Raw genomic sequence first — 13181 nt, forward strand, 5'->3', positions numbered from 1 at the left:
GTGTCCGTACTCCTCGCCCTCGTCGTCGCTTCCTCAGGCGGTACGCCGCCATCCGCGCAGCAGGTCCCGGAACCCGGGGGGCTCGGGGAGCACCGCGTACGCCCGGTCCAGCAGATCGCCGCGCTCACCGACGCTGCCCGCCTGGTCCGCGAGCCGCTTCAGCGACCGGGACGGCAGGACTGCCAAGGCCTCCGGGGTGTCCTCGGGCCCGAGCAGGTCACCGGCGGGGAAGCCGGTCCCCCAGCCGGCGCGCGGACGGCAGGCGAGCGCGTGCTCCCGCACCTCGGTGACCAGCCGGTCCCGGGGCCCGCTGCCGTCCAGGTGCAGCCCGGCCAGCCGCTCGGCCGCCCCGCCCAACTCGGCGGGTCCCGGCCCGGCCCCGCCCGGCAGCCGGCCGGCCAGCAGCCGGACCGCGGCGACGCGCGCGGCGTCGTAGTGCCGTGAGGTCGTCGGCACCTCGTCGAGCACGGCGAGGGCCCGGTCCCGCTCGCCCCGGCGCAGATGGACGCGGGCCAGCCCGAAGGCGGCACTGCCCTGGGCGGGGTCCCGCCGCCGGACGGCCTCGTAGTACTCCGTGGCACGCCGCCCGCGGTCCTGTTCCCCGGCGAGCCGCGCCGACTCGCGGTACTCCGCGCAGTACCCGAGGGCCAGCTTCGGCGCGGACTCGCCCGGGAGCGCGTGGTAGGCGGCGGTGAACTCGGCCTCCGCCTCGTGCACCTCCCCGCGCGTCAGATGGACCAGGCCTTGGTGCCAGAAGATCCGCCAGTCGTAGTCGCCGCTCCACCCCTTCGCCGTCCGCACCCACGCGTGGGCCCGGTCCGCCTCGTCGGCTTCCAGATACGCGCGGCACAGCCACAGCGCGGCCTCCACGGTGCGCAGCTTCGGGTCCTGGCGCGCCTGCTCCGCGATGCGGTCCGGACTGTCGGCGGCGAGTCCGCCGAGCAGCACGGCGGCACCGTCCTCGGCGTCGGGGATCGGGACCGGCAGGGCCAGGGCCGTCTCCCGGGGCTCCGGAGCCCCGACGGGCAACTCCGGTGCCTCGGCCCCGGAGCGGCGCGTCCAGTGCTTCAGCTCCGGGACCGTGCCGAGATCGGCGCCGAAGACCGCCGCGGTCGGCTCGAACCGGGTGGAACGCTCCGGGTACGGCTCGTGCCCGGCGAGCGCCTGATGCTCGCGCAGCACCTCCCACAGCTGGCGGGACATCTCGGCCGCCGAGCCGAACCGGGCGGCCGGGTCCGGGTGGGTGGCGCGGCGGATCAGCACGTCGAACGAGCGGGCGGCGAGCCCGACGGGCTCCGTGGCACGGGCGGCGAGGGACTTCAGGGTCCGGCCGACGGTGAACAGGTCGCTGTCGATGTGGAAGCCGCGCTTATCGAGTTCCGGCCGGCCGGGCGGGAAGCCGTGCGTGTAGGTCAGGACGGAGGTCCGGTCGCCGATGGTTCGAATGGCCCCGAGGTCGATGATCTTGATCCGCCGCCCGTAGTGGATGACGTTCTCGGGCTTCATGTCGCAGTACAGCAGACCCTGGTCGTGGAGGTACTCCAGGGCGCCGAGGATCATGCAGCCGTAGGTGATCACATGCCCGAACTCCAGGGGGCCGCCGAGCAGCCGGGTCAGCTCCTCGTCCGGGGCGAACCGGATCCAGGCGAGCGAACGGCCGCCGACGTACTCCATCACGATGTAGCCGGTGGGTTCCGGGTCTCCGGTCGCCCGGTGCTGTACATGAGTAATGATGCGGACGATGTCCGGGTGGCGGAGCGTGGTGAGCGAGCGGCGCTCCTCGACGGCCGCGCGCCGGGCCATGGCGTCACCGGTGTTGATCAGCCCTTTGAGGACGACGTGGAGATCCGGCACCCGGGTGTCCTCGGCCAGGTAGATCCAGCCGTGGCCACCCGCGGCGAGATAGCCGAGCACCTTGTAGTGGCCGCCGACCACGTCGCCGGGGCGCAGTTTCGGCCTGAACGAGTACTCCGTACCGCACTCCGGGCAGAACCCGTGGTCGGGGGGCGGGTCGCCGCCGTACGAAAGCCCGATGGTGCCGGCGCAGTTGTCCACACCGCAGCGTCGGCCGCCGGTGGGCGGCTGGGCGGTGGTGTCGGCGGCCTCCGAGGGGTCGGGGGACGGGAGATACGGCAGGACCGGCAGGCCGTCGCGGTCCAGCTCTCCGGCGGCCGGGCCGGAGGAGCGGTGTGGGGGATCGGGCCGCTCGGCTTCTGGCTGCTCGGCTTCTGGCTGTTCCGGTGCCGGGGCGGGCAGGGGCTTGGGGGCCGCGGGGCGGCGGAAGCATGTGTCGCAGAAGCCGGTCGCCATGATGCGGCCGCTCTGGCAGCCGGGTCTGACACATACCTCGGAGGTCATGACGGCGGCCCCCCAAGGTGGCTGCGCCGCTGCCCGTCGCGGTCGTCGACCTTGCGCGTGTAGGCGTCCACCGCCGCCTCGGCCGCGCGCACATCGCAGGGCCTGGCCTGGAGCAGGGCGTGCGCCCGGAGATAGAGAGCGTCCACCGCGGGGTCCTCCTCGCCCTGGGCGGAGTGCTGGTGCAGAACGTGGTAGCCGCGCAGGCGTCCGCCCAGTTCGTCGCGCCGGTCGAGGAGCCGGTCGAGGCGGTCGATGTGTCTGGCCAGCCGGGCGGCCACCCACTCGGCCAGCCGCTCGTAGCGGACCCGATCCGGGCCCCGGCCCGGGTCGTCCTCCGCGCGGGTGAGGTCGGCGAGGGCGGCGTGGGCGGCCACCAGGTCCGAGTCCATGGGGCGGATGCCGTCGGGCACCACGGCGGCCCGGCGCTCGTGGAGGGCCCCGGCGAGTGGCCCGGTGATCTCCCTCAGCCGCTCGACGAGCCGGGCTCGGCGCTCACGCTCAGGCCTGATCAGCAGCTCGTCGCGGGCACGGCGGTGCAGAGCACCGGCCGTGCGGAAGACGAGCAGCAGCCTGCTGCCCCCGGCGCGCAGCACTTCCAGCAGATCGAGGAGGGCGGGGGGATCCACGGCCTCGTCGACGCCGACGACGACAAGGCTGAGGCTGGTCTTGGCCTCCCGGATCCCGTCGGTGGCCAAATCCGCCGAGTGCTGCCGGAGCCCCATGCGCTCGGAGATCCGCTCGGCGATCTCGGCGCAGGTGAGCCCGCCGGCGTCCACCGCCAGATCGTGGCCGCCGGCCGAGGGGATCGTGCCCGGTGGATCGAGCGAGGCGCGACGGACGGACGCGGCGGTGCGCAACTCCCGGTCGGCGAGGGTGATGGCACGGCGCAGCGTGGCAGCCCGGGCGCTGTCGCCGGGCCGGACGACGCTCATCTTCACCTGCTGCCCGTCGTCCCGCAACCAGGCGGCGAGGCGGTGGGCGAACGGTTCGTCGAGCAGGGTGTCGGATGCGTCGTCGCCGGTGGATCTGAGCCGGTCGTCGACTGCGGTACGGCCCACCGTGAACGGGTGGACCTGGTGCAGATGCCGCACGATGGTCTCGGCCGGGGTCATGAACGAGAACAGGTTCCCGTGTGCGTCCCTCTGCCCGGTCAGCACCATGCCGAAGACCTCGCCGGTCAGGCTGTCGGCGACGCCCGCGCCGCTGCATCCGGGGCTGGCCAGCTCACCGGGGCTGGTCGGGATGAGCTGCACCTGCCCGTCGCGTCCGCAGCCGCCGACGACGGTGGCCCGGAACCAGATGCCGCCGTTGTGGTCCTCGGGGAAACCGTACATCCGCACGTCACGGTTGGACGCGGACAACCGGTGGAGCCGTACCGCTTCTTCGGCGGGCCTGGGCCGTTCCAACCTCAGCAGTGCGACATCCCCGCTGGGATCGCCGTCGGCGTCCTGGGTCTCCGGCACATAGGCGTCCCCGTCCACCCAGGCCGCCATCGACGGGACGCTGTGACCTGTGGCGCCGACGAACTCCGCGGTGATCCGCCCCGCCGCCGCGTCCACCACATGAGCGCAGGTGAGGACCCTGTCGGGGCTCAGCAGAATACCGGCCCCCACGATGTGCCCGTCCGCTCCCCGGATCCGCGCCGCCCAGCTGGGCGTCCCCATCGACGAAGCGGCCCGGACTCCCCCGCCAGCAGCCATATCGAAACTATACGGGCGCCCACTCCTGTCGCATACTGGCGAGACAGAGGATCAACATGCCTACTGTGGAGGTGAGTTGTCGAACGAATCGGAGTCCGTGGGGCTGGCCGAGGTGATCCGTCAGATCCGCGGCGAACTGGAGGAGGCCCGCGCGGAGGCCCAAGGCCGGGACGTCGGTTTCACCGTGGAGAACGTGAACCTCACCCTGACCTTCCAGGTCCACCGCTCCGGAACCGGCCGCGGCGGTGTCAACATCGGCGTGGTGACAGCCGAATTCGGCGGCACGGTCGACCGCCAGACCACGCACCAGATCCAAGTCGACCTGAAGCCGGAGCTGCCCTCCGGCGAGCGCGTGAAGGTCAGCCGGACCAGGGGCGCGCGCGGCGCGGACGGCTGAGGCTTCCCGGGAAGCGGCAGCCGAGCCGGGGCCGCATGCCGGGTGCCGTCCCGAACACACCACGGCGAAGCGCCCGGTCAACGTCTGAGGCCGGGCAGCTCATGAGGCTCGGTGTGCTCTCCCACGGCGAACGAATCGGTCGCGCCTCCCTGGAATGTGCGCGACGTACCCGCCGATGGGCTCGACCACGGCGGGCATGTCGCGGCCTCCTCCGGTGTGTGCTCAACCCCGGTAGGCCTCCAGCAACCGCCGTAAAGGACACACCGTAGCCAGTGTGTCCCCGTGCGCCTCGTCGTTGTGCGAGTTCGACGGCGGTGTCGAGCCTTCCGCTTGTCGCCGTCCTCGGTGCGATCTCGGCGGGCCGGAGGGCGCGGCCCCGGTCACGGCGTGTCCTCCGCGTACATCATGTGCTCCCAGTCGGTGACGGCGGCGCAGAAACGGGCCCACTCGTCCGACTTGCAGGCGAGATGGAGAGCGGCGATCTCCTCGGTCAGTCCGCCTCTGACCACGGCGTCATCGCCGAAGGCCGTCAGGGCCTCGCCCAGGTTCATCGGCAGTGCGGGAAACCGGAACCCGGGATCCTCGGCGGTGGCCTGCGGGGGTCCGGGGTCGATCCGGTTCTCCAGACCGTCGGAGATGACGGCGAGCAGGACAGCGTGGGAGAGATAAGGGTTGACCATGGCATCGGGGAGTTTGAACTCCAGCCGTCCATTGGCGGACAGGCGCACGGTGCAGGTCTTGTCATCCATGCCCCAGTCGATTCTCCCGGGGGCGAAGAGGCCCGCGTCCCAGTAGCGCTTGTAGGAGTTGACGGTGGATCCCATGACGGCCATGGCGCCCGCGGCATGCGCCAGGATGCCGCCGAGGGCATGCCGCCCGGTCCCGGAGAGATGCAGTTCGCGGCGGCCGGGATCGGCCAGCACATTCTCTGTGCCGCGCCACAGGCTGAGGTTGTGATGGCAGCCGTTGCCCATCACCCCGATGGCGGGCTTGGGCATGAAACTGGCGGTGACGCCCAGTTCACGGGCGACTTGTCGGCAGATCTGCCGGAAGGTGATGAGCCGGTCGGCGGTCAGCTCGGCCCGGTCGTACATCCAGTTCAGTTCGAGCTGACCGGGGTCCTCGTAGTCGCCCTCGATCATGTCGAGTCCGAGCGCCCTGCCGTAGGTGATCACTTTCTGGTAGACGGGTCTGTTGCGCTCCAGCATTTCGATCCGGTACGCCGGACTGGCATCGGGGCGGTGGGACGCTTCCAGGCCGGGCCCGGTCCATGTCGTCTCGGGCTCGCAGCCCGAGCGGAGAACGAGTCCGGTGTGTTCGGTGAACTCCCGGTGCCGTCGGATGAGATGGCCGCGCACATCGGCGGCGAAGGGCTCGCCACCGCACTCGGGACGGTGCGCGGGCTCATAGAGACGGCAGAAGAACCGGCCGACACCGGTGTCCCAGGGCAGTACCGCGAAGGTGTCGAGGTCGGGCAGGGCGGTGAACTCGGCCGCCCGTTCGCCGCCGCCGAGGAGGGTGCCGCTCCGGTCGGTCTGGAAGTCGGCGACGACGGCACGGTGCATCTGGACGCCGCGCTCCAGATTGCGGAGGAGGTGGACGGCGGGTACCACCTTGCCGACGGCCCGGCCGCCGAGCGTCACCGATTGATAGTAGAGGTACTCGACACCGGCCTCGGTGATCCGTTTGCGCACAGTGTCCACCGCGTCACGGTCGGCGTTCTGCTCACGATGGCTGTCCAGCGCGGTGGTATTCAGGCTTCGGGTGGTCATGCGGGCACCTCGGAGAAGTCGTACGGCAGAGGCAGAGGCAGCGGGGAGAGCGGGCCCGATCAGGTCGTGGGGGTGAAGGTCAGCGGAAGCCGTACGGGACCGGTGTTGCCGGAGTCGGGGAGCCATTCGGCGCCTTCGGCGACCACGGGGTCGCGCAGGCGCCGGGCGAGCACCGGCAGGGCCTCGGCCATGTCGCCGCGGGCGACGAAGTGACCGAGGCAGTGGTGGACCCCGCCGCCGAAGCCGAAGTGCGGTTCGCGCTCGGCGGTGATGTCGAAGGAGTACGGACCGTGGACGCGGGGGTCGGTACCGGCGCACTCGTTCCACAGATGGATGGTGGTCCCTGCGGAGATGTCCAAACCCCGGAAGGTGAAGTCCTCAAGGGCTTCACGGGTGACCCAGCGGACGGTCGGATTGACACGCATCACCTCCTCCACTGCTCGCGCACCCAGTTCGGGCCGCTCGGCAAGCAGTCTCCACTGGTCGGGATGGTGCAGGAAGGTCTGCAGGGCCAGACCGAGCTGGTTGCGGGTGGTGTCGAAGCCCCCGAAGATCAGCAGGACCAGTCCATCACGCAGTTCGTCGCCGCCGAGCCGGTCGCTGTCCCGGCTGACGCGCACCAGTTGGGAGACGAAGTCGTCGCGTTCCCGGCGCCGGCGGTCGGCGATGAGTTCGTCGACGTAGGCGTGGAGCGTGGCGAGGGCTCGTTCGATCCGGTCGAGATCCTGGCGGACGGTCACCCCCAGGGCCAGTCCCAGAACGGCGGACGCACGCGCGATGCCGGGCCACTCCGACTCCGGGAGGCCGAGCAGAAGAGTGATCACCCGGGCCGCGTAGGGCTCGGCGAAATCCGAGACGAACTCGCATGAGCCGCTCCCGGCGAAGGTATCGGTGACCTCGGTGGCGAGGGCACGGAACCGGGGTAACAGCGCGGTGGTGAGCCGGGCGGAGAAGGCCGGGTTCATCAGCCGCCGAAGTCTGCGGTGTTCTTCCCCCTCCTTGTTGAGGATCCAGCTCGCCCACCAGTCGGTGAAGGGGCCCTCGGTCACCCCGTTGTGAGCGGGCCAGGCCACACTGCCCTGACGGAGGAGGGGGTGCTTGAGCAGTGCTTCCGTCTCCGCGTGGCGCAGCACGGCCAGTCCGTAGCCGGTCCGGGCGTACCAGGATTTCTCGCGCGCCTCGTGCACCGCGGCGGAGGTGATCGAAAAGCCCGGGTCGGCGACATCGAACCAGGGAACGTCGTCCATCGGGATGGTGCCCGCCATGGGGCCCTCCGGCTCTCGGGGCGTGTGGTGAGAGCCATAGATTCGGGAAGCGGCACCGGGTAAGTCAAGTACCGGAAAAGTGATCCAGCCGGAGAACACCTCCTCCCCGGCCGTCCGGAGCCGCACCGTGGCCGGAGACCCTCTGAACGCACACTGCGTCCTGGGCGGCACCGGCCAACCACACCTGCACCACCGGCACCCACGGCCACATATCGGGCCGGTGGGCCAGGCGCTCGCTGAGCCACCCCGTTCCCGATCCGGGCCCTGCACCGGGTCAGGACCTCCGAGGTCTGGAGTGGGGTACGCCCACCGCATGACGGGCCCGCTCGCCGAATCGACCTGGAAGGCGCGGATCCTGGCCTGGAAGCCGGCGCGGCCGATGAACTCCGGGTTTCCTCTGGAGTCCCAGCGGGCTAGGTCAACGGTGCGGTACATCCGGGTGCCGGGCGGGGGCCGGGCTACGGGCGGGTCATCGGGTCGGCGCCCGAGACCTCCCAGGCGTCGGCCCAGGCCATGACGTCCTCGTGGCGGGCCTGCTTCTCCACGTCGAGGCCCGCCCAGGCGGGTGAGCGGACCATGTGGGTGATCGGCCGGGCGTCCACCGGACGCTGTCGCGGGTCCTGATGCCGTCGTGGTTCAGCCCGTGGGCCACTCGCATCGCCGACTTCCCGGCGAGGAGTTCATCGGCTGCGCGGCGTGCGGGTACTCACTCCGCCGGGTCGGGTTCGATGCGTCCCGACCCCAGGGGCGAGCGGACACCGTACGGGGTGCGGCCACCCGGCCGGCGGCCCGCCGTGCGCGCGGCGGTCTTTCCGGTGGTCACCCGCAGGGTGAGGTTCTCGCTCTCGTCGCGAGCGCGCTCGGCCAGGATCGCGAAGACGATCCGGCTGCCCGGCTGGGCAGATGTCGACAAGCTCATCGGGCGTCTTCTCCGCCAGTTCCTCGGGACCGGCGTCCCGGAACTCCTCCACCACCACGTTCTTGGCCATAGCCCTCCTGCAACACAGATCCGGCCGGTCCAACGACATCTGCGCAGGTGAGGGTCCTGCTGTTGTACGTGGCACTCCCCCAGGCCAGGGCGAGGAAGCGCTCGATCCGCGCAAGGTCGAGTTCGACGGCGAGGGAGACGGCGATGACCGCGTGGCCGACGTCGGCGGCGAGGATCTGCCCCTCGGAGCGTTGGGAGGAGGTGGAGTGGAGCGGACGAACGCGGTGCGGCGCGGCAGATACACGCGGACGAAAGGGGGGCACCGGCCGGGTCGACGGCACCCCGGTCACCGGTGCAGATGACCCGCAGGGACTTGTGCGGGGTGACGAAGGCGGTGTCGGCCTGGACCGGGCCACCGGGGGTGATCAGGTCGCGGTGTCCCCGGTCGACGCGGACGCCCGGCCGGGGACCAGGCCCCGGGCGGCGTGCCGCGTTGCCGTCGAGACAGGCCCATGACCGTCCTCCGGGGATCCAGCGGACAGATCCCTCGTTCGGCAGGAACAGCCACAGTTCGGCCCGGCCGGACTCGGCATGTGGAGAAGTCCTCGGCAGCCACCCGATTCCCGGCTCCGTCCCACTCGTACGAACCTCACATCCGTCCACAGCGCGGGAGTGCCCGGCGGTGCCCGGGGATTGAGGAGAGATGGGTGGGGTCAGGTCGCGGCGATGAACGTCCAACCGGTTGCGAAGGACGCCCACGCGCAGGCGGGTGCCCCGGGAGCCGGTGGGGTGCGGCTGGGAGGGTTTGGCCGGGTCGAAGGTGCTGCCGTTGAAGCCGGGGTAGCCCATGACCCACTTCTGCCGGCGTTCCCCTCTCTCTTCGTGTGCCGGCTTGGGCTGCTGGGTGATCGTGCGGTCCGGGTGAACAGTCAGGACCAGGCCGCTGTGGACATCGACGAGGTAGGAGAAGGTGTACTTGGTGCCGTGGAGGTCGACTTCGAAGCGCCACGGCTGGTGCGCGCCGTTGTGGCGGGTGTAGATGTGCCGGGCGCGGTGGACGCGCGGGGCATGTCACCGTGGAGAGCCCGCCGTCGCTGCCCGGAAGGCCAGTCCGGCCACCGGTCGGCCTGCGGCGGAATAGCAGCCCCCCGTCTCGTACCGAACCGCGGGCAGCCCTCGACCGGTGCCCCGTCAACACCCACAACGTCCCTACTCGAAAGGGTGACTGGACAGCCCGGCCCGTTTCCCCCGGCCGCAACCGGCAAGCCCCCTCCTGCCCCTGGGACGGACCCCGCACAACCCACTGTCCCCAAGACCATGAGGAACCGAGGTGTTGCCATGCGTACACGTCACAAGGCGCTCACCGCCCTGGCCGTCTTCGCCGCCGCTGTGGGAGTCATCACTGGTCAAGCAGCCCTGGCCGCGCCGGAAGCAGCTGCTCCGGCCTATCCGCCGGGAACCCAGGTCACCATCGAGACCTTCGCCGCCAAATGCTTCGACGTGCGCAACCAGGACAGTGGCTCCCCCGTCGTCCAGGCCGACTGCGACAACACCTCCCGCACCCAGCGATTCTGGGTGAACACCGTCGCCGGCGGGGTGGAGATCCGCACCGCCGCGAACCTCTGTCTCGACCTGGAGGCGGCGAGGCGGGGCAACAACACAAAGATCATCCAGTATCCGTGCGGATCGCTCCCCAGGTTCACCCAGACCTTCCTCACCTTCCCCGCCGGGACCGGGCTCTCCACATTCCACACCATTGACCTCAGGTGCTTCGACGTCGAGAACGCCGACGAAGCGGCCGGTGCGGCCATCATCCAGTACGGCTGCAACGGCGACACCAACCAGAGCTTCAAGCTCCGCGAGATCTAGCGACCCCGAGCCGGAGATCCGCCGGCAGCGGGCGACGACTCCGCCGAGGACCGCGTCGGCCGCCCCGCCTCTGCCCGCCGCGACACCACCGGCGGGCAGAGGCGGGATCACCGTCTCAGGACTCCGGCTGCTCCCCGGCGGTTTCGCGGATCGCGGCGCGGGTCGAATCGGCCTGTTCCTGAATGTGCCGCTGTACGGCGGCGGGGACGCCCTGTTCCTCGAAGTGGGTGGTGAGGGTGTCGAGGGTGGCCTCGGCCCGTTCCAGGTCACCGGCCTTCGCGTGGACGGTCGCGAGCCGGCGGAAGGCGGCGTTCAGGGTGAGGTTGTCGAGGCCGGTCTCCTGGTCGGTGCGGGAAGTGGTGATCGCCTCGGTGAGCTGGGTGACCGATTCGGCGATGTCCGGCTGCCGGACCTGGACACGGCCGTCGCCGATGGTCTGGAAGTGGCGTCCGGCGTTGGCACCCCGCGCGAGGCGGGCGTACGCCGTGAGCGGGTGGTCGCCGTGACGCTCGATCACTTCCTGGAGGGCGTCATTGCCGCTGGTGAGGTGGGGTGCGTCGGAGCCGAGGAAGGCCAGCAGGGTGCCCTGCTCGTCGCCGGTGAGGAGTTCGCCGACCTCCTGGTCCGCGCGGTCGAGCGGGGTACGGACCCGGATGGTCCGGGTGGGCGAGACCGTACGGGCGCCGTCGAGGCCGGTGTGGACTGCGGTGACCTTGTAGGCGCCGGGTTCGGCGAAGTACAGGCCGTCCGCGCCGTAGCCGAGATAGGCGGTCTCGTAGACGGCCGGGTTCGCCTCGGTGAGGGTGACGGTCGCCTCCGCGTCCCCGTGCCCGGAGCAGGTACGGGCGATGGGACGGAAGACCCGGGTACGGCCGTACGGATCGGTGATCACGACCTTGGTGCGCTCGCCCTTCGGACCGATCGCACCGGCCACGGTCACGTCCCCGCGCACCCCGGTGCGGGAGAGCCGCAGCTCGGCCATGACCGGCTCGCCGTAGCCGAAGAACTGCTTCCCGCCCAGCGACAGGGACAGGCCCGGGTCCTCACCGGCGCCCGGCAGGGTGAACGTCTGCGCGGTGACGCTGAGATCGAGTGCGGTGTTGGTGAGGAAGGAGTCCCCGCCGGGGACGATGTGGCGGTGGAAGCCATGGCGCAGATGGCGCAGTTCGTTGTCGCTGAAGGAGTAGGGGAAGTCCTGCCAGAAGTACTGCGCTCCGGCCCTGTCGCCGCCGTAGTTGTAGAGCGCCGGATAGTTCATCCAGGACAGGTCGCCGAAGCCGTTGCCCGGCCCCAGCGGCGCGGGCGGGGTGGACAGGTTCTTCTCCCAGGAGTGGTGCAGGTTGAAGACATGCCCGAGCTCGTGCACATAGGCGAACAGCTCGAAGGCGTTGCCGATCGACTCGGCGTCCCGCAGGGAGTTGTAGAAGACGGCCATACCCTGGCGTCCCCTGCCGATCGAGTCGAACATGACCCCACCGACCCTGGGGTCCAGGACGTGGTAGGTGGCGAGGAAGGTCCAGATCTTCCACTGCTCGGTGTCCTGATGGAGGCTGAAGTTGGCCTCCATCGCGGCGTGCAGCTCGGCCTCCGACCACTTCAGATCGGCACCCGTGGTGTCGGCGACGACATTGACCTGGCCCGCGTTCTTCAGCTCGATGCCGGCCTCGGCGAAGGCGGAGGCGATGGTCAGCACCCGGTTGCGGTAGCCGCGCGGAACGCCCCCTCGGGAGGTGTCGTAGCTCTGGAAGACCTGGGTGCCCGCCATGGCATCGGTCTCCATCTCGACCGACCGCAGCGCCGGACCCACATAGGAGCAGGTCAGTTGCAGCATCGTGGAGGTGGCGGGTGCGGAGAGGGCCACATGGGCGGTGCGCGCGAGGCTGTTCACGACGACGTGGGGGAGCAGGAGGGTGAGCTGCGTCCAGGGTGAGTTGTTCGCCCAGGAGAGGCCCGTGGCACTGACGAGGAAGTCGCTGTGGCCCGGCACAATGGAGAGATCGGCGGTGGTACGGAAGGAGTCGGTCCAGGTGCCGCCGGTGAACAGATCGCCGCTGATCACCCCCAGGGTCCGCTCGCCCTCCAGATCGACCCGGACCTCGACCCGCTGGTTTCCGACGGTGCCCGTCCAGCGGCCGGTGACCGGGCGGATGGGCTCGCGGTGGTGGTCGGCGAGCGCGGCGAGGCCGGGCACACCGAGCTGGCCGAACGCGCCGGAGGCCAGGACCCCGGTCTTCCAGTTCAGCAGGACGCCCTGAGTGCCCTTGATCAGCAGGCTCTGCCGGGTCCCGTCGGCCGCGGGCTTGTACGGTGCCACATGGTCCAGGCCGGAGCGGAAGTCCTCCGGTAACCGTGCCCAGCCCTCGCAGCCCGAGGCGTCCGGGCCCTCGGTGATCAGGGCCTCGCGCACCACGCCGGTGGACCAGTTCAGGGTGAGGACCCGCCCGCCCTTGAAGAAGTACGTCTGCCGGGAACCGCCCGCTCCGTCCGGCGCCTGGAGCAGGGCGTCGTTCTGGGAGCGGTAGCCTGCCGGGAGCGCGGTGCCCCAGTTCGCCAGCGTCGTCCACGGCCCCTCGCTCAGAGTGGCCCTCTGGTCCCAGTCGTACCAGTAGTACTTATCGCCCGAGAAGAACAGGCTCTGCCGGTTCTCTCCCGGGCGGGACAGCAGCACGGCGCCGAGGCCGAGACCCCGCCCCAGGAAGTTGACCAACTGCGGCGCCAGCGCGGTGAGGTAGTCCGAACCGATCCGCTGCTGCTCGTTGATCAGGGCGCCTCCCGTGCCCCGCCCGAACAGCAGCCGCCACTCACTGCCCGCCGGGGTGGCCAGCACCCAGCTGTAGGCCGCCGCCTTGTAGCGCATGAACCCCATGACCCGTACTCCTCTCAGAGAAGGTG

Annotated in this window: 8 protein-coding genes and 1 pseudogene; 2 read left to right on the forward strand and 7 right to left on the reverse strand. The window is 70.7% G+C overall.

Features of this window, described 5'->3' with window-relative positions; translation table 11 throughout:
* Window positions 1–33: 33 nt before the first annotated feature.
* Together ABD371_RS16880 and ABD371_RS16885 are read right to left on the reverse strand one after the other, a co-directional pair.
* Window positions 34–2358 carry a tetratricopeptide repeat protein gene (locus tag ABD371_RS16880; RefSeq protein WP_344477659.1) on the reverse strand — a complete coding sequence of 775 codons (2325 nt, stop codon included), beginning with the start codon at window positions 2356–2358 and terminating at the stop codon, window positions 34–36.
* Complete coding sequence (locus ABD371_RS16885; RefSeq protein WP_344477661.1) at window positions 2355–4058, reverse strand: trypsin-like serine peptidase; 1704 nt, start codon at window positions 4056–4058, stop codon at window positions 2355–2357. Before ABD371_RS16885 ends, ABD371_RS16880 begins: the two co-directional genes overlap by 4 nt.
* A 76-nt stretch (window positions 4059–4134) precedes the next feature.
* Between ABD371_RS16885 and ABD371_RS16890 the strand changes: the two genes are divergently transcribed.
* The gene (locus ABD371_RS16890) at window positions 4135–4455 is read left to right on the forward strand and encodes a trypco2 family protein (RefSeq protein ID WP_344477663.1); all 321 of its coding nucleotides are present in this window, start codon (window positions 4135–4137) and stop codon (window positions 4453–4455) included.
* A gap of 380 nt (window positions 4456–4835) precedes the next feature.
* Here ABD371_RS16890 and ABD371_RS16895 read toward each other — a convergent pair whose 3' ends face one another.
* The 4 genes and pseudogenes from ABD371_RS16895 to ABD371_RS16910 all read right to left on the reverse strand — a co-directional run.
* Window positions 4836–6227, reverse strand: coding sequence for a glutamine synthetase family protein (locus ABD371_RS16895; protein ID WP_344477665.1), 1392 nt, complete (start codon window positions 6225–6227; stop codon window positions 4836–4838).
* A 59-nt stretch (window positions 6228–6286) separates the two neighbouring features.
* Window positions 6287–7492, reverse strand: coding sequence for a cytochrome P450 (locus ABD371_RS16900; protein ID WP_344477667.1), 1206 nt, complete (start codon window positions 7490–7492; stop codon window positions 6287–6289).
* 706 nt (window positions 7493–8198) lie between these two features.
* Window positions 8199–8411, reverse strand: coding sequence for a hypothetical protein (locus tag ABD371_RS16905; RefSeq protein ID WP_344477669.1), 213 nt, complete (start codon window positions 8409–8411; stop codon window positions 8199–8201).
* A gap of 38 nt (window positions 8412–8449) precedes the next feature.
* Window positions 8450–8893: pseudogene (locus ABD371_RS16910) on the reverse strand (ribosome small subunit-dependent GTPase A); the annotation flags it as partial.
* A gap of 865 nt (window positions 8894–9758) precedes the next feature.
* Between ABD371_RS16910 and ABD371_RS16915 the strand changes: the two are divergent.
* Window positions 9759–10289 carry an RICIN domain-containing protein gene (locus ABD371_RS16915; protein ID WP_344477671.1) on the forward strand — a complete coding sequence of 177 codons (531 nt, stop codon included), beginning with the start codon at window positions 9759–9761 and terminating at the stop codon, window positions 10287–10289.
* Window positions 10290–10404: 115 nt separating this feature from the next.
* Here ABD371_RS16915 and ABD371_RS16920 read toward each other — a convergent pair whose 3' ends face one another.
* Window positions 10405–13155, reverse strand: coding sequence for a hypothetical protein (locus tag ABD371_RS16920; RefSeq protein ID WP_344477673.1), 2751 nt, complete (start codon window positions 13153–13155; stop codon window positions 10405–10407).
* Between the last annotated feature and the right edge of the window lie 26 nt (window positions 13156–13181).

Source organism: Streptomyces amakusaensis (genome assembly GCF_039532665.1).
In the GTDB taxonomy this organism is placed as follows: domain Bacteria; phylum Actinomycetota; class Actinomycetes; order Streptomycetales; family Streptomycetaceae; genus Streptomyces; species Streptomyces amakusaensis.